This window comes from Parasphingorhabdus litoris DSM 22379, assembly GCF_020906275.1.
GTDB classification, from domain to species: Bacteria; Pseudomonadota; Alphaproteobacteria; order Sphingomonadales; family Sphingomonadaceae; genus Parasphingorhabdus; species Parasphingorhabdus litoris.
Window position 1 is genome coordinate 3,303,025 of record NZ_CP086727.1, and the last position, 15,684, is coordinate 3,318,708.

The 15,684-nt window shown below is 54.2% G+C and carries 17 protein-coding genes; 10 read left to right on the plus strand and 7 right to left on the minus strand.

Annotated features, from left to right (window positions below):
• Nucleotides 1-86 precede the first annotated feature (86 nt).
• Both bla and BS29_RS16035 read right to left on the minus strand, forming a co-directional pair.
• Nucleotides 87-1,052: a subclass B3 metallo-beta-lactamase gene (gene bla / locus BS29_RS16030; RefSeq protein ID WP_229954635.1), complete on the minus strand. Its 966-nt coding sequence runs from the start codon at nt 1,050-1,052 to the stop codon at nt 87-89.
• A gap of 52 nt (nt 1,053-1,104) precedes the next feature.
• Nucleotides 1,105-1,866 carry a helix-turn-helix domain-containing protein gene (locus BS29_RS16035; protein ID WP_229954636.1) on the minus strand — a complete coding sequence of 254 codons (762 nt, stop codon included), beginning with the start codon at nt 1,864-1,866 and terminating at the stop codon, nt 1,105-1,107.
• A gap of 128 nt (nt 1,867-1,994) precedes the next feature.
• Between BS29_RS16035 and BS29_RS16040 the strand changes: the two genes are divergently transcribed.
• Nucleotides 1,995-2,432, plus strand: a complete 438-nt coding sequence (locus BS29_RS16040; protein ID WP_229954637.1) for a hypothetical protein — start codon at nt 1,995-1,997, stop codon at nt 2,430-2,432.
• On the opposite strand, the gene BS29_RS16045 is transcribed toward BS29_RS16040, so the two are convergent.
• Entirely contained in the window at nt 2,433-3,419 is a 987-nt protein-coding gene (locus tag BS29_RS16045) for an SDR family oxidoreductase (protein WP_229954638.1), read from the minus strand.
• 88 nt (nt 3,420-3,507) lie between these two features.
• Here BS29_RS16045 and BS29_RS16050 point away from each other — a divergent pair, with 88 nt between their 5' ends.
• A complete protein-coding gene (locus BS29_RS16050) occupies nt 3,508-4,332 on the plus strand; it encodes a TauD/TfdA dioxygenase family protein (RefSeq protein ID WP_229954639.1) in 825 nt (274 codons plus the stop codon).
• A gap of 55 nt (nt 4,333-4,387) precedes the next feature.
• Here the strand turns inward: BS29_RS16050 and BS29_RS16055 are convergent, their stop codons facing one another.
• Complete coding sequence (locus BS29_RS16055) at nt 4,388-5,227, minus strand: hypothetical protein (protein ID WP_229954640.1); 840 nt, start codon at nt 5,225-5,227, stop codon at nt 4,388-4,390.
• A 174-nt stretch (nt 5,228-5,401) separates the two neighbouring features.
• Between BS29_RS16055 and BS29_RS16060 the strand changes: the two genes are divergently transcribed.
• The 3 genes from BS29_RS16060 to ribH all read left to right on the plus strand — a co-directional run bounded on the left by BS29_RS16060 (nt 5,402) and on the right by ribH (nt 8,259).
• Nucleotides 5,402-6,274 (plus strand): alpha/beta fold hydrolase, encoded by an 873-nt coding sequence (locus BS29_RS16060; protein ID WP_229954641.1) that lies wholly within the window; start codon nt 5,402-5,404, stop codon nt 6,272-6,274.
• Nucleotides 6,275-6,532: 258 nt separating this feature from the next.
• Nucleotides 6,533-7,840 (plus strand): 3,4-dihydroxy-2-butanone-4-phosphate synthase, encoded by a 1,308-nt coding sequence (ribB, locus tag BS29_RS16065; protein WP_229954642.1) that lies wholly within the window; start codon nt 6,533-6,535, stop codon nt 7,838-7,840.
• Nucleotides 7,840-8,259 carry a 6,7-dimethyl-8-ribityllumazine synthase gene (gene ribH / locus BS29_RS16070; RefSeq protein WP_229954643.1) on the plus strand — a complete coding sequence of 140 codons (420 nt, stop codon included), beginning with the start codon at nt 7,840-7,842 and terminating at the stop codon, nt 8,257-8,259. The genes ribB and ribH overlap by 1 nt, the downstream gene beginning before the upstream one ends.
• On the opposite strand, the gene BS29_RS16075 is transcribed toward ribH, so the two are convergent.
• Nucleotides 8,252-9,022, minus strand: coding sequence for an ion transporter (locus BS29_RS16075; protein ID WP_229954644.1), 771 nt, complete (start codon nt 9,020-9,022; stop codon nt 8,252-8,254). The genes ribH and BS29_RS16075 overlap by 8 nt on opposite strands.
• Before the next feature lie 157 nt (nt 9,023-9,179).
• Here BS29_RS16075 and hppD point away from each other — a divergent pair, with 157 nt between their 5' ends.
• The 3 genes from hppD to BS29_RS16090 all read left to right on the plus strand — a co-directional run bounded on the left by hppD (nt 9,180) and on the right by BS29_RS16090 (nt 11,913).
• Nucleotides 9,180-10,289 (plus strand): 4-hydroxyphenylpyruvate dioxygenase, encoded by a 1,110-nt coding sequence (gene hppD / locus BS29_RS16080; RefSeq protein WP_229954645.1) that lies wholly within the window; start codon nt 9,180-9,182, stop codon nt 10,287-10,289.
• Entirely contained in the window at nt 10,286-10,837 is a 552-nt protein-coding gene (locus BS29_RS16085) for a VOC family protein (RefSeq protein WP_229954646.1), read from the plus strand. The genes hppD and BS29_RS16085 overlap by 4 nt, the downstream gene beginning before the upstream one ends.
• 65 nt (nt 10,838-10,902) lie before the next feature.
• On the plus strand, nt 10,903-11,913 hold the full coding sequence (locus BS29_RS16090; protein ID WP_229954647.1) for a fumarylacetoacetate hydrolase family protein: 1,011 nt from the start codon (nt 10,903-10,905) through the stop codon (nt 11,911-11,913).
• Here BS29_RS16090 and BS29_RS16095 read toward each other — a convergent pair whose 3' ends face one another.
• Both BS29_RS16095 and BS29_RS16100 read right to left on the minus strand, forming a co-directional pair.
• Entirely contained in the window at nt 11,914-12,384 is a 471-nt protein-coding gene (locus BS29_RS16095) for an Lrp/AsnC family transcriptional regulator (protein ID WP_229954648.1), read from the minus strand.
• 132 nt (nt 12,385-12,516) lie between these two features.
• The gene (locus BS29_RS16100) at nt 12,517-14,034 is read right to left on the minus strand and encodes a hypothetical protein (RefSeq protein WP_229954649.1); all 1,518 of its coding nucleotides are present in this window, start codon (nt 14,032-14,034) and stop codon (nt 12,517-12,519) included.
• A gap of 94 nt (nt 14,035-14,128) precedes the next feature.
• Between BS29_RS16100 and BS29_RS16105 the strand changes: the two genes are divergently transcribed.
• Nucleotides 14,129-15,346 (plus strand): CaiB/BaiF CoA transferase family protein, encoded by a 1,218-nt coding sequence (locus BS29_RS16105; RefSeq protein ID WP_229954650.1) that lies wholly within the window; start codon nt 14,129-14,131, stop codon nt 15,344-15,346.
• The gene (locus BS29_RS16110) at nt 15,343-15,663 is read left to right on the plus strand and encodes a DUF1330 domain-containing protein (RefSeq protein ID WP_229954651.1); all 321 of its coding nucleotides are present in this window, start codon (nt 15,343-15,345) and stop codon (nt 15,661-15,663) included. Before BS29_RS16105 ends, BS29_RS16110 begins: the two co-directional genes overlap by 4 nt.
• The last annotated feature ends 21 nt before the right edge of the window (nt 15,664-15,684 follow it).

Below are 15,684 nucleotides of genomic sequence, written 5' to 3' on the forward strand. Positions count from 1 at the left end.
CTTCTTCCTGTGATCGGGCGAGGTTAGGTGCTCGGCAAGTCGTTCCGCAAGTCCCATTTTGACTAATCATCCATGGTCAAACTGAATCAGGGCGCTGCAGCCTCCATCTGCTTCTTCAGGGCATCGTTGAACCAAATTTCGAGGCGCGTGATGACCTTGCCAAAAGCCTGATCATCGACAAAGGCGAGTGCATTGCCCGCTTTTTGCTGTTCCCGCTTCTTTTTCATGCCGAAGAAACCTGGATGGTTGGCGAGGAATATATCCGGCGTCCAATCGCGTGTCTTGTCAAAGGTGGTACGATAGTCATCCACTATGCCTTCATATTGCGGCGGACTGACTAGCCGGTTCGCAGCGACAGTGGCGGAGCAGAAGAACAGCACCTCGTAAGTCTTTCCACCCTGAACAACGTCCATGGTCCAGGTTGTACAGCCACGCGAATGACCCGGCGTAAGATGAGCGGTCAGCGTTACGCCGCCATGGCTCACAGTTTCACCGTCGGCGATGATCCGATCCACTTTCACCGGCGGCGCATAAAGGAATTCAGTCTCTTCCGATCCCAGATAAAAGCCACCTTCCAATGCGGAGCGATCCCCTTCACTGGCGATCATCTGCGCGCCGCTCATGGCCTTCAGGTCCGCAAGCCCGCCGGAGTGATCGAGATGAGCGTGACTGTTAAGCAGGATCTTTATGTCCTTGGGGTCATAGCCCAGCTTGGAAATGGATTCGGCCACTAGCGGGCCCTGGTCAGGCATGCCGCCATCAATCACGATGTGGCCATCCTGCGTCGGGATAAAGAACATGGCAAGACCCCGGGTACCAACATAATAGACGCCCGCGCCTTTTTCACCGATGATCTGAAATGGCTCAACCGCCGCATACCAACTGGCATTATCCTCAAGCCATTTCGCAAGATTTGCGGCTGAGACCCTGTTTTCTGGCACAGGCTCTGCGTTGGTTATGCTGGAATTTTTCCGATTATCCTTAAGATCGGGGCCGGTTGTACAAGCGGCGAGAGCCAATAACGGCAGCGCCAGCCAACGCATCTTCAACATACTTAAAAACTCCACTCCGCGACGAACCCAGCATAGCAAGCAATGGCAGCGACTACCTTTCAAAAAACTGAATGGTTTCATCGTCCATTGGGAACATCAGTTCAATCCGCGTTTCACCCGCCTGCGTGTCCTGCACGGACCCAAATTGCGCGATAGTGGAAAAGAGTGACAGGCGGTTCTCACCAACCCGCAAGATGGTCGGAATTACCGCCTGATTGAGATTGATGGAGGCCAGATCAGCATTTTTCACGCGGTCCAGATCAGAAACACGCTGCATCAAGGCGGACAGTTTCTCATCACCGCCAAGCTCCAATATTTCGGTGCGAAGGCGGGTCAGCGATAGCATCGCCACCTCATCCCAATTTTCAATGAGATCCATCTCGGCGCTTTTGATCAATATCTCCATGAGGTTGACCGTCTCGCTTGGATTCGCCAGCGCTAACAGCATCCCTGCCCCCTTGTTGGAGCGCACAACGTTCCAGTGCCGATCCACCGCGATGCCGGGATAGGGATCATGATGGTCGAGCATAGTCGCGATCGCCTGATGAACCGGCGCGAGTTCCGGCGCATCATCTGGCAGGCTGGGATAAATGGCCGCGAAACCCGCTGCATTTAGCGCCTGATTAGCCGTACCACGCGGCAGTTTCAGAGCTTCCGAAAGCCGCAAAACCATGGCTCGGCTTGGGTTGGAGCGGCCAGATTCCAGAAAGCTGAGATGGCGCGCCGACATGTCGGCTTCCAGCGACAGATCAAGCTGACTGAACCGGCGGACTTTGCGCCATTCCTTCAAAATGCTGCCAAATTCTGTCTGCATCTCCGTCTCCTTCTAACAGTGTTATTGCATCATGCCAGCGCAGCACAAGAGACGCACTTACCTATGGGGTAATTGTTTTCACTATCTGCATCGGGTTTGCTTAGCGAGATTCAACAAGGAGATAGATTATGTCACCCACAGTTGCTGCTCGCGCCATGCGCATCATCGGCGCCTTTTCGATCATTACGGCCGTCCTGTTTGCCTTGGCTGGCGTGACCGATTTTACCGGTATGAATGACATGTTTTTCAATCTGGCATCATCAGGAAGCGATGGCGTCGCGGGTCTGACGACACCGGAGTCCAAACTGGCCATGGCGATTGCCGGCGGTGTATTCGGTGGTCTTGGCGCCATGTATCTGTTCATCTCAGCACCTGGTGTCGAACAGGGCAATGCGCTGATCCGGCGCGGGTCCATCTATGTATTCCTGACCTGGTTTGTGATCGACAGCAGTGCTTCAGTCGCATCTGGCAACGCAGCCAATGTGATCCCTAACCTGGTCTTTTTGATCTTCTACATGGCGCCGCTATTGCTGGTAAAAGAAACAGGTGCGGCGGTTAACGCCTGATCAGCTGCGTCCATGCACATCCTTGATCCAGGGGCCAAAGGGCGAATTGCCCAGCATGGCCACCTGGGTCTGAGCACTGACCTCGTTGATCGCGGTTTGGGGTTTGCGGCCCGGATGAACCGGAACACGCAATGGCCGCTTGCCTGGGCTCATTGCAATCAATCCGGCAATCGCGCGCGGCACATCCATGGGATCTGTTGAACCGCCGCCATCGCGCAGCGCCCCGGCCACCAGTTCCGGATAGGCCGCTTTGCGTTCGTCTGTTGCCCGTTCCAGCATCGGTCCGGTTAACTTGTTGCCATTCGCCCAGATTTTGGTCGGGTAGCCGCCGGGCTGCACAACCGTCACATCCACACCATGCGGCACGAGCTCATATGCCATCTGCTCACTCATCGATTCCAGCGCGAACTTCGTTGACGAATAGAGCCCCATGCCCGGCACCATCACGCGGCCAAGTTGGGACGACACATTGATAATCAGTCCGGCTTTCCTGGCCCGCATTTTCGGCAAAGCCGCTAGCGCTACCCTGTGCGGTCCAACAGTATTGGTTTCGAACAACAGTTGAGTCGCCTCGACATCCTGCAATTCGACCGGCGCACCCGTGCCGATACCAGCATTGTTGACGATCACATCCAGAGCGCCACCATTCAACCGCTCTGCCTCTGCCACCGCTTTGGCAACTGATTCATCCGATAGCACATCGAGTTCCAGCACGGTCAGATCAGCACCATCTTTCGCTGCGGCCTTTAAGGCATCTGCTTCTGCGCGCGGCATATTGCGCATGGTGGCAAAAACCTTTGCCCCCTGTGCCGCATAGTGCAGCGCACCTAGATAGCCGAAACCGGAGGAACAACCGGTGATCAAGACCGATTTGCCGGACAGGTCTGAATCCCCCTGCGCCGCAACTGACTGACAAGCGGTTAGTGCAATACCCGTAGCTGCGCCTGCAGCGAGCATCTGGCGGCGATTCAATTTGGTGTCAGTCATGGCTCATACTCCTTGTCGTAATTGTTCAACCTAATATCACAGAAATGGGCTATATACCTATCTGATAATAAGATTCGCAGGGGGAAAAATGCAAATAACGAAAGCGAGCGAAGCCGTTGGTGCAATGGTCGAGGGTGTCGATCTAACGTCCTTAAGCAATGACGAATTCGCCGAAATCCGTGAGGCATTCTTCAACTCCGGGGCCCTTTTTTTCCGAAACCAGCAGCTGACCCCGGAAGACCATATCGCGTTTGCAGAGCGTTGGAACGATATTGATATTAATCGCTTTTTCACCCCGGTCGAAGGCTATCCGCAGATTGCCAAGGTTCTCAAAGAACCCGATCAGGAAATGAACATTGGTGGCGGTTGGCACACAGATCACAGCTATGACGAGATCCCTGCTATGGGATCAATCCTTTATGCGTTGGAAATCCCACCCAGCGGCGGTGACACCTTGTTTGCAGGCATGCACGCGGCGTATGAAGCGCTGGACGATGCCATGAAGAAGCGGCTCGACGGCCTGAGAGCCCGTCATGGCAATGCCCATATTTTCGGTAAAGACAGTGACTATCAAAAGAAATTTGGTGGGCGTTTCGGCAATACCGAATCCGCCGTTCAAGAGGCTATACACCCGGTGGTGCTCAACCATCCAGAGACCGGCGCAAAGGGTCTCTATGTCAATCCAGGCTTCACGCTGAACATTGTCGATATGGAAGAGAACGAGAGCAAGGCTCTGTTGGCCGAACTCTACGCCCATATCGCGAAGCCCGAATTTCATTTCCGGCTGCAATGGGAGGAAGGCACCCTTGCCATGTGGGATAATCGCTCGACCTGGCATTATGCGCTGAACGACTATCAAGGCCATCGGCGCTACTTGAACCGGATCACAGTGGCGGGTGTTCCGCTCCATTGAGTTTGTTCAGCTACTTCGTTCCTGCTCGGCGCATTAGCCTACATCGTCTCAGCCTTTATTGCTCGTGCGAATATTTCAGTGTAATTGTTGCGCACAGATGATCGCTCTGCTGAACAGCCATCGAGATTGTATTTTGCGAACGGTCTTCCTGGGTCAGCGCTATGTGGAATGGCAGTCCCAATTCCACATAGCGTTTAAAGATCATTTCACCCCCGATAATCAAGCGTGGCCGCCCATCGAGCACGAGGTTCAAAAATTGTCTGGCGACATCGGCCAAATGTGTTGAATTGACATGATCACCCGAACCGCTGAGAAAAGGGTGTTCGGGTGGGAACCCGTTTTCTTTTGTGATCAAGGCTTGCGCAGAAGGATTGTGGTGATCGATCAACGGCGACAGGAAGCTCTCATTTTGTGATCCAACCCCAACCAGGTTTGCGGGCGCATATTGAAAATCTTCTGCCATAACCGGTGCAGTGATTTGCTGTTTTGCTTTATCTCGCCATGATTCAAAATCCCGATTTTGAAACACAACACCGATACCACTCATGCGGTAGACCAGCGAGCCATATTTGTCGAAGAACGTCAGTTGAAAGCGTAGATTTTCTCCCTCCTTTATCAAATCCGCAACGCCATGGGTGGGATGATTGGCACCAGATTTCCCGCAAGTCCAATCCGATTGAGTTAAGGCAGACCATTTGGTGGGATCCCAAGTTCCGCGTGCAGTGCTGGTCTCCACAGATGCCCAGTAGTTAACAGTCTGGACGACAATGGGATCAAATGGATGCAAGGCCAGCCACGGCCAGATATCTTGATCTGCCGAGCATTTGAAGGCAACTGTTCCATCCTCCAAAACTACATGAGAATGCGTGAATTTGTTAGCGGCGGGTTCTTTCATTGATCAAATGATCGCAGAACTCGGATGAGCTTACAACCGATTACAAAGCCCAAGCTTGAAATGAAATGGAACGGCGCCGTTAAGAACCGACTCCGCCGCAAACATCCTTCGACAAACACCTAATTGGCGGTTTATAGACCCGCCAAATATTTTTTATTCCGAGGAAAAACAAAGATGGATCTGGTTGGCCCTGCTTCGCATAGCTATTTCTCTCAGCGGCTGAGGCTGCATTATGCTGATTGGGGCAATACCGAAAAACCACCACTGATCCTGCTTCACGGCGGCAAGGATCATTGCCGCAACTGGGACTGGGTTGCCCAGGAACTACGTGATGATTGGCATATCATTGCCCCAGACGTTCGCGGTCATGGCGACAGCCAGTGGAGCACCGACGGCAACTACACAACGATGGCAATGGTCACTGATCTTGCGCAGCTTATCCACCAGCTTGATCTGTCCCCGGTGACGATTGTTGCGCACAGCATGGGCGGCAATATCGCCCTGCGCTACACCGGCCTCTATCCCGATACGGTGCGTAAGCTGGTCGCCATTGAAGGACTTGGCCCCGGCCCGGAAATGCTGGCCGAGCGCGAGAAGATCGGACAGCTGCAGCGTGTTAGAAATAGCATAGAAGAAAAACGCAAAGCCGCCGGACGCCAAGTCAAGCGCTATCCGACTTTTGAAGATGCGCTCAAACGGATGCAGGAAGCCAATGGCCACCTGTCCGACGAACAGGCCCGGCATTTGACGACCCATGCGGTTATCCGCAACGAGGATGGCAGCTATAGCTGGAAATTCGATCCCTATGTGCAGCATTGGGATTCGATTGATCTCTCACAAGACAATATCCATGAGCTGTGGCGCAATATCAGTTGCCCCACCCAATTGCATTACGGCGCTGACAGCTGGGCAAGCAATCCGGAAAAGGACGGGCGCATCCAATATTTCGGTGACAATGTGTCGGTGAAGGAATTTGATGATGCAGGCCATTGGCTGCACCATGACCAGTTCGAACAGTTTGTGGGCGAATTGAGAGGCTTTTTGTGAAAGTTGTGATGCTCAATAGGGCCTTTCTCAGCTTTCCTACAGCATCTCTCATATGTTATTAGAACCAGATATCGAACACATTGGTCATCACATTGATGTCGGACATAAGGGCAAAAATTTGGCAGCGATTCTGTGTCGAACCTGTATAAACTGGCCGAAATCATCAAAACCCTATCACATTTGATGTGATAAAGCTCTGGACGGATCACATTATAATGTGATAGCAGCGCCACATAGTGAATAGATAAGGCTGCACCGATGAGCAAGATATTGATAGAGCAACTGATTGAATTGATCGATTCCGGCAAGGAAACGCGCGCTGGCTTGGCCCGCGCGGCCGGCCTTCACGCGAACAGCCTGCGGCGGCTGGGCGAGTCGGACTGGAATCCGACGGCCGAAACATTGGGCAAGCTGGAGAAATATCTCGCAAGCGGCGGCAACAGCGTCATGGCTACGGCCGAGGAGATTATCAACGAGGCACGCAACGGGCGTATGTATATCCTGGTCGATGACGAAGACCGGGAGAATGAGGGCGATCTTATCATTCCGGCGCAAATGGCAACGCCCGATGCGATCAACTTCATGGCCAAATATGGTCGCGGGCTGATCTGCCTGGCAATGGCAAGGGACCGGGTCGAGGAGCTCGGCCTTGATATGATGAGCCAGAATAACCGGACCGCGCACGAGACGGCCTTCACCATCTCGATTGAAGCGCGCGATGGTGTGACCACCGGCATTTCAGCGGCTGACCGCGCCCGCACTGTGGCTGTGGCGATTGATGGCACCAAGGACAAAAGTGAAATTGTGACGCCGGGCCATGTCTTCCCGCTACAGGCCCGCAATGGCGGTGTGCTGGTGCGCGCTGGCCATACCGAGGCGGCGGTCGATGTGTCGCGGCTCGCAGGGCTCAACCCGTCCGGAGTAATCTGCGAGATCATGAAGGACGATGGCGAAATGGCGCGGCTAGATGATCTCATCGAATTTGCCCAGCATCACGGCATGAAAATCGGCACGATCCGCGATCTAATCGCTTACCGGTTGCGCCATGACCATCTTGCGCAGAAGCGGGCTGAAGCGACATTTGAAAGCCGCTGGGGCGGCGAGTGGAAGGCGATTACTTTCTTCAACACCGCCACCGAATCGGAACAGATTGTCCTGCAAAAAGGCCATGTCGATCCGGAAAGCCCGACCTTGGTTCGCATGCACGCCACCGCGATTTTTAGCGACGTGTTTGGCAAGACCGGAGCGCATAGCGGGACACTGGCTGAATCCATGAAGATTATTGGTGAAGCCGGTTCCGGCATCATCGTCTTTATCAGCCCGCGGATACCGGATTTCTATTCCCGTCAGGTCGCCAGGCTGAAAGGCGAGAAACCGGCGGATATGGATCAACTGCGCGACTATGGCGTTGGGGCGCAGATCCTTACCGAGTTGGGCGTAAGCGATATGGAATTACTGTCCAATACCAGTCATGACCTTGTCGGGCTCGATGCCTATGGGCTCCGCATTGTTGGGCAGCGGGCAATACCGACGCCGGATGCGACCAAAGAACTGGAGACCGCATAATGGCCAAATTTCTGATTGTTGAAGCGCGTTTTTATGACCATTTGAATGACATGCTATTGGATGGCGCCAAGGCTGCTTTGGAAGCAGCTGGCCATGAGCATGAGATGCTGACCGTCCCCGGTGCGCTGGAAGTACCCGGCGCCATCTCCCTTGCTATCGATAGCGGAGAATATGACGGCTTTGTCGCGCTGGGTGTCGTGCTGCGCGGGGAAACCTATCACTTTGAAATCGTCTCCAATGAAAGCGCCCGCGGTATCATGGCTCTGACACTCGACGGGGCAGCGATTGGAAACGGAATCATCACGGTCGAGAATGAAGCACAAGCCCTTGCCCGTGCGGACAAAGGACAGAAAGACAAGGGTGGGGAAGCAGCCAAAGCGGCCGTTGCCATGTTTGAGCTGGGGCAGCGATTTAGCTAGTCCTTGAATCCCGCAGCGCTGCTACTTCTTGCCGCAATCCGCGTATCTCATCCAATATGATATCTCGCTGCGCACTTTGTTCTTCGTCCGCTTCCTCATGCATCGCGTTGACGATGATCGCGATAAACAGGTTCAGCACAACAAAGGAGGTCACCAGCACAAAGGGCACGAAAAACGCCCAGGCCCATGGATAGACTTCCATGATTGGACGGACGATGCCCATCGACCAGCTTTCCAGCGTCATAATCTGGAACAGCGAATAAAGCGATGCGCCGACCGAACCGAACCATTGCGGAAAGGAAGCGCCGAATAATTTTGTCGCCATCACCGAGGCCACATAGAAAATCAGGCCGAGCAACAGGATGACCGACCCCATCGACGGAATGGCGGAAAGTAGTCCCTGCACCACCTGACGCATTTTGGGCATGGCGGAAACCAATCGAAAAGCCCGGACAATGCGAAGCGCGCGCAGAATTGCGAAATTTCCGCCCAATGGCAGCAGCGCAGCGGAAACAATGACAAAGTCGAAATTATTCCAGCCGCTGCGGAAAAACTGCAAGCGATAAACCAACAGCTTGAGGAGAATTTCGATCACAAAAATGGTAATGGCGATCTGGTCCAGCATGACCAGAAACGGGCCAAATGATGCCATCACTTCGGCCGATGTTTCCAGCCCGATAACAATGGCGTTGACGACAATCACCGCCATGATGGCATTTTGAAACAGGGATGATTCGATCAAGATTTTGATCTTCTGGATCACTACTCGCACCTCTTTTAACTTTGATTTCTGCCATTTGGCGATTTAGCCTCCAGGGATCAAGTCACGATTGACCGCTTTGTCGGCCTTGATTAATCGCTGCGCCTCCGCTATAGTTTCATTTGTAACTATATTTCTCTTACACGTAAGGAATGCATCCATGGCTGATCTTTTTGAAAACCCGGCCGGCCTTGATGGCTTTGAATTTGTAGAATTTTGCGCGCCCGAAAAAGGCGTGCTGGAACCGGTTTTTGAAGTCATGGGCTTTACCCGCATTGCGCAGCATCGCTCAAAAGACGTGCATTTGTGGCGCCAAGGGCAAATCAACCTGATCATCAATTATGAACCAAAATCGGCAGCCTGGTATTTCGCACGCGAACATGGCCCATCGGCCTGCGGCATGGCCTTTCGCGTGAGAGATGCGCGCAAGGCTTATGATCATCTGCTGGAAAAAGGTGCGGAGCCAGTGAGCGTGGAGACGGGACCTATGGAACTGCATATCCCGGCGATCCGCGGTATTGGTGGAGCTATCCTCTATCTGGTTGATCGCTATGCCGATGAAGAGCGCGGTGATGCGCTGTCCATCTATGACATCGACTTTGAATATCTGCCGGGCGTAGACCGCAACCCTATCGGTGCCGGCTTCGACATTATCGATCATCTCACCCACAATGTTTATGGTGGGCGGATGAAATATTGGGCGGACTATTACGAAACTTTGTTCAACTTCCGCGAGATCCGCTTCTTCGACATCAAAGGCGAATATACCGGCCTGACGTCCAAGGCATTGACCGCGCCTGATGGGAAAATCCGTATTCCTCTCAACGAAGAGGGTGAAGGCGGCAAAGGCCAGATTGAGGAATTCCTACGCGAGTTTAACGGCGAAGGTATTCAGCATATTGCCCTCATCTGCGATGACCTGATCGCCTGCTGGGACCGGCTCAAGACACTCGGCGTTCCGTTCATGACCGCGCCGCCGAACACTTATTACGAGATGCTTGATGAGCGTCTGCCCGGCCATGGCGAGGATGCCAGCGCGCTGCAAAGTCGTGGTATCCTGCTCGATGGCACCACGGAAGGTGGCCAGCCGCGGCTTCTGCTGCAGATATTTGCCGAACCGCAAATCGGGCCTGTATTCTTTGAATTTATTCAGCGCAAAGGTGATGACGGGTTTGGCGAAGGGAATTTCAAAGCGCTGTTCGAAAGCATTGAACGCGATCAAGTTGCACGCGGTGTGCTTGACGTCGATGCAAAGGAACCTGCAGAATGACTTCTGCGCCCAATCTCTCCGGCATCCACCATGTCGCCTATCGCTGCAAGGATGCGAAGGAAACGGCGGAATTTTACAAACGCGTCATGGGCATGGATTTCGACGTCGCCTTTGCCGAGAATGAAGTGCCGTCAACCGGTGAATATGATCCTTACATGCATATTTTTCTCGATGCGGGCGGCGGGAATATCCTCGCCTTTTTCGAACTGCCGCAGCAGCCGGAAATGGGCAAGGACCCCAACACGCCTACCTGGGTGCAGCATATTGCATTCAAGGTGAATACACTTGAGGAACTGCTCGCCGCCAAGGCCAATGCGGAGGCGGAAGGCCTTGAAGTGCTGGGCCCCACCCATCACGGCATTTTCAAATCCATCTATTTCTTCGACCCCAATGGGCACCGGCTGGAGATTGCCTGTGACATCGGGACCGAGGAAGAGATGAAGGAGCTGCGCCGCGTGGCCCCAGAAATGCTTGAAGAATGGAGCCGCACCAAAAAGGCTCCGCAACATGCTGCATGGCTGCATGAAAAGGCGCGCGACGAACATTAATCGTGCATGTTGATTGTTGAGCCGTTCCGGCGCACTATCCGTTTTCAATAAAAGATGGGAACCCTATGAAACTCGCGACGCTGAAAAATGACACACGCGACGGCCGACTGGTCGTTGTTTCGAAAGACCTGACCCGTTGCTGCGAAGCGAATAATATAGCCCCCACCCTGCAAGCTGCCCTCGACAATTGGGAAAACTGCGCGCCGAAATTGGAAGCCTTGTACCGCGATGTTGAGCATCAGGTTGTCCCCTGCGAACGTTTTCATGAAAACGACGCCCATTCGCCTCTGCCCCGTGCCTATCAATGGGCGGATGGCAGCGCTTATATCAACCATGTCGAGCTCGTCCGCAAAGCGCGCGGTGCCGAAGTACCCGAAAGCTTTTATAGCGATCCGCTGATGTATCAGGGCGGTTCCGATGCGTTTCTTGGTCCCCGTGATGATATCCCGCTAGGCGATCCAAAATGGGGCTGCGACATGGAAGGCGAGGTCGCCGTGATCACCGATGACGTCCCTATGGGCATCAGCGCCGATGATGCGGCCGATCACATCAAGCTGATCATGCTGTGCAACGATGTCTCCCTGCGCGGCCTGATCCCCGGGGAACTTGCCAAAGGCTTTGGTTTCTTCCAGTCCAAACCGCCCAGCGCCTTCTCCCCGGTCTGCGTCACACCGGATGAACTGGGTGATGCTTGGAAGGGTTCGGTCATCCACCTGCCGCTGCATGTCGACTATAACCGCGAACCATTTGGGCGTGCCAATGCCGGCGTGGATGCGACATTCAGCCTGGCAGACCTCGTTGCCCATGCGGCGAAAACACGACCGCTATGTGCCGGTACAATTATCGGTTCGGGTACGGTGTCTAATCAGGACGCCGATGGCGGCGCTGGCAAGCCGGTATCCGAAGGCGGGCTCGGCTATAGCTGTATCGCGGAAATCCGGATGATCGAAACGATTGCTGATGGTGAAGCGAAAACGCCGTTTATGAGCGCTGGCGATACGGTCAAGGTGCAGATGCTGGACGAGGATGGCCATTCGATTTTCGGGGCGATCCGTCAGGAAGTGGTTGAGGTTTGATTATAGCGGCACCGCCGTTTCGTATTTAATCCGCTCCATGGCAAAGCTTGCTGACACATCAGACAGCGGCACCGCCTTGATCAGTTTCTTATATACCCGGTCATAATCGGCCATATCGCGCACCAATAGTTTCAGCAAATAATCCACCTCTCCCGCCATACGGTAAAATTCGACTACCTCGTCAATGGACGATGCGGCTGCAGCGAATTTCTCCAGCCACTTATCGCTATGATCATTTGTGCGAACCGCAACAAAGGCTGTCATACCAAGGCCGACCGCCTCCGGCTTCACAATCGCCACACGCCGCGCAATAATCCCGTCCGCCTCCAGCCGCTTGACCCGCCGCCAACAAGCATTGGTGGACAGGCTAAGCTGCGCTGCCAGATTTTCCAGCGACAGACTAGCATCCTGCTGCAGAGCTTTCAGGATATTTCGGTCATTTTCATCAATATTTTTGATTTCTTCGTTCATGTACAGAATAATATCACAATATCGCTTCTATCCAAGGAAATTATGAGAAGGTCTGCTCGGGCGAGACTTGTATCCCTTGCGCGTGATATATAGCTGTCCGGAAGTTCAACACATGACAGCTATTAAGGCGACCTATTGCAGCACCGCGTGATTACGTTTGCCGTCTGTAGAGATCGTAACCCTCTCGCCAATCAGGTCCGTATCTTTCGGCGGGTTTTCCAGCAGACCGATACACGGCACATCATTTTCGTCGGCGAGCCATAGCGTAGCCGCCCCAGCAACACCTTTTACATAAGGCAGGGCATAGCTTTTGATCACGCCGCTACCCGATGCAAAATGGTCGGGTTTTGTGCCTTCATCTGGCGGCAACGCGTTTGGCGTCGCGATCCGATCAGGTGACCATCCTCCTGCAAGTGGTTGCGCTGCATAAATACCAACGGATTCCTTGTTGATCGCGCCGCCATTGGCGGAAATCATGCCGGGTTTGCTACCATCTTTGCGCAGCGCCTGCACTAGGGCCACGATCGCATGAGTGCTATAACTGTTCCCGGGTCCGCCAAAAAAGCTCAGCCCGCCGGTCAGCGTATAGCTCGACAGCGGCCGATCCGGTTGGTTCAGCGCTTCCATCACCAGAGACACGGCGACCGGGAAGCAGCTGTAAATATCGATCGGACCGATATCACTCGCTTGTTGCTCGGCCAGGTCCAGCGCCTTGCCCACCGCCCATTCGACGGCGGGAGAGCGCGACAGGTCCATTTGCTGGCTGATGATCGGGACACTCGCATCCGCGCCGCTATGCAGATAGATCATCTTGTCTTCCGCGATGCCGAGGTCTTCGGCATGGCCCGCGGTCGTCATGATCACGGCGGCGCCCAGTGCGACCGCATCCTGCGCCACCATCCAGCGGCGATAGGGATCATTGAGCTGATAGTTGCCGCTGCCGTCCTGCAGCAATTCTTCCGCACTCCAGTCTTTCGCAAATTGCGCATGCTCGCGTGTGGAGGCGACCGAGGAGAAAGCCGACCATAGCTCCGCCATGTCCGTTGCATAGCTCGCCCGGTCCATATTCAAACGGCTGCGCCGCGCATTTTCGAGCAGACCGTAAGCCATCGGCATGGAGATGATCCCATGACGAAATTCATACATGGTGAGGACCGGAAATTCGGTGCGCTTGTCGATAAAGTCCCGATCCGAAGGCTGGTTCCAGTCCATTGCGTGGCCGGCTTTCTTGGCGCGCTTGACCGTGCCGATGGATTCTGAACCACAGAGAAGGGCGGCTTTGATTTTGCCCTCATGCAGCTGGACTGCCAGCTCGTTAATATGCTTTTGCGGACTTTGGCCACCGACATCGCCGTAGATGAGCTGCGCCGGATTAAGGTCCGCCGCCTGTGCAATCGCGTCGGGAAAATTATCCGGAGAGCCATAAGCATGCTGCACGCCGCTGTCGTGGAAGAGCCGGATCGCGAGCAGGCAGTCGATCGACGCGCCCAGCTTGTCCGCAACGCCGCTGTCGGCCAGTGCGGCTTTCGCGGCAGCCGAAGCCAGGTCCACCGGCGAAGGCCATTCGATGCCCAATCCCTGCCTCAGGGATTGCCCGCTGGCTTCTCCCACACCAATTAAAACAGGTGCTTGGCGATCCGAAATTGTCATGCGTGAAAGTCCCTCAAAATAAACAGTTCATCGATCGATTAAAACTGATAACAGACACGCATATTCATGCACCTAATAATTTGAGGATAAATTGATGAGCGGATGGCCGGAACTGAAATGGGATGTCGAACCAACCGGGCCGCTAAAGGGCCTGAAAATATTGGACATGTCCACCGTCGTTCTTGGCCCGTTTGCGACCCTCAATTTTGCCGACATGGGCGCAGAGGTTATCAAGGTAGAAAATGACAGCGGCAAATTTCCCGGCGACATGATGCGTCATGCCGGCGACAGTCCAACCGGCGATCTCGGACCGATTTTCACATCGCTCAACCGCAACAAGAAATCGATCACCCTCAATGCCAAGGAAGAAGCCGACAAGGCAGTGATTGTCGAGCTGCTGAAACATGCTGATGTGTTTTTCCACAATGTCCGGCTCGCCGGGATGGAACGGCTCGGGCTGGACTATGAGTCGGTCAAGGCAATCAATCCGGGGATTGTCTATGTCCATTGCGCGGGCTTTGGCCAAGGCGGAGAATATTCGCACCGGCAGGCTTATGATGACTTGATCCAGTGCTCCTCCGGCTTTGCATCCCTGTTTGAAAAGCGTGGCGATAGCGGGCGGCCGCTTTATATGCCGTCGCTGGTCGCTGACAAAACTATCGGGCTGTTCGCTGTCAATGCGACGCTGGCGGCCATGTACCACAAGGAAAAAACTGGCGAGGGCCAATTTGTCCAGGTGCCGATGTTCGAAGCCTTTACCTGGTTCAACATGGTCGAAAATCTATGGGGCGAGACCTTCATTCCCGGCAATGGCCGCCTCGCCTACACGCGCTCGATCAATCCCAATCGCAAGCCGTATCCGACCAAGGACGGTTATATTGGACTGGTCCCTTATAGTGACGGGCAATGGGAAACCTTTTTCGAGCTGGGCGGCAAGCCCGGCGTGTTTGAAGAACCGCGTTTCGCGACCTATTCCGAACGCACCAAGAATATCACCGCGCTCTATGCACTGATCGAGGAAATTGCCTCGACCAAGACGACGGATGAGTGGCTGGAGCTGCTCGACGAGCATAATATTCCTGCCATGCGCTATAACCAGATGGCCGATGTGCTTGAAGATCCGCATCTTCAGCAAGTCGGTTTCTGGACCGAGCGGGAGGGCGAAAAGATCGGCAAATATCGCTCAATCAAACATCCCGTCCACTATTCCGCCAGCCCCGCCAATGTCTATGCCGACCCGCCGACACTGGGCGCGGATAATGACGAGATCCGCAATGCGGTCGGCTTGCCGAAAACGGAGGACGCATCATGAGCGACATAGATGCAGCACCGGTTCACGTCATGGCCAATTTCACCGTCCATGATGCAGCCAAATATCGTAATTATGAAAAGGGCTTTTTCCCGATCCTGAAAAAGCATGGCGGCACGTTCATCACCCTGGATGACAATAGCAACACCTTTGAAGGCAGCACCCCGCCCGAGGGCCGCGTAGTCCTATTCAAGTTCCCGAACGCAGAGGCAGCAACAACCTGGTATCACGACCCCGATTATCAGGCTCTGTCAGAACATCGGCGAGCGGGGACGGAGCTCAAATTTCTGACAATGCTGCATCCGATCCCGGTGCAGTAGCTCTCATCTTTTTTGATGGTC

What these genes read in the sequence shown, in the direction of transcription:
- BS29_RS16105 (WP_229954650.1), top strand. Translation starts at nt 14,129, where the DNA reads ATGAGCGGATGGCCGGAACTGAAATGGGATGTCGAACCAACCGGGCCG.
- BS29_RS16035 (WP_229954636.1), bottom strand. Translation starts at nt 1,866, where the DNA reads ATGCAGACAGAATTTGGCAGCATTTTGAAGGAATGGCGCAAAGTCCGC.
- BS29_RS16055 (WP_229954640.1), bottom strand. Translation starts at nt 5,227, where the DNA reads ATGAAAGAACCCGCCGCTAACAAATTCACGCATTCTCATGTAGTTTTG.
- BS29_RS16095 (WP_229954648.1), bottom strand. Translation starts at nt 12,384, where the DNA reads ATGAACGAAGAAATCAAAAATATTGATGAAAATGACCGAAATATCCTG.
- BS29_RS16045 (WP_229954638.1), bottom strand. Translation starts at nt 3,419, where the DNA reads ATGACTGACACCAAATTGAATCGCCGCCAGATGCTCGCTGCAGGCGCA.
- BS29_RS16100 (WP_229954649.1), bottom strand. Translation starts at nt 14,034, where the DNA reads ATGACAATTTCGGATCGCCAAGCACCTGTTTTAATTGGTGTGGGAGAA.
- BS29_RS16050 (WP_229954639.1), top strand. Translation starts at nt 3,508, where the DNA reads ATGCAAATAACGAAAGCGAGCGAAGCCGTTGGTGCAATGGTCGAGGGT.
- BS29_RS16040 (WP_229954637.1), top strand. Translation starts at nt 1,995, where the DNA reads ATGTCACCCACAGTTGCTGCTCGCGCCATGCGCATCATCGGCGCCTTT.
- ribH (WP_229954643.1), top strand. Translation starts at nt 7,840, where the DNA reads ATGGCCAAATTTCTGATTGTTGAAGCGCGTTTTTATGACCATTTGAAT.
- BS29_RS16110 (WP_229954651.1), top strand. Translation starts at nt 15,343, where the DNA reads ATGAGCGACATAGATGCAGCACCGGTTCACGTCATGGCCAATTTCACC.
- BS29_RS16085 (WP_229954646.1), top strand. Translation starts at nt 10,286, where the DNA reads ATGACTTCTGCGCCCAATCTCTCCGGCATCCACCATGTCGCCTATCGC.
- BS29_RS16060 (WP_229954641.1), top strand. Translation starts at nt 5,402, where the DNA reads ATGGATCTGGTTGGCCCTGCTTCGCATAGCTATTTCTCTCAGCGGCTG.
- bla (WP_229954635.1), bottom strand. Translation starts at nt 1,052, where the DNA reads ATGTTGAAGATGCGTTGGCTGGCGCTGCCGTTATTGGCTCTCGCCGCT.
- ribB (WP_229954642.1), top strand. Translation starts at nt 6,533, where the DNA reads ATGAGCAAGATATTGATAGAGCAACTGATTGAATTGATCGATTCCGGC.
- hppD (WP_229954645.1), top strand. Translation starts at nt 9,180, where the DNA reads ATGGCTGATCTTTTTGAAAACCCGGCCGGCCTTGATGGCTTTGAATTT.
- BS29_RS16090 (WP_229954647.1), top strand. Translation starts at nt 10,903, where the DNA reads ATGAAACTCGCGACGCTGAAAAATGACACACGCGACGGCCGACTGGTC.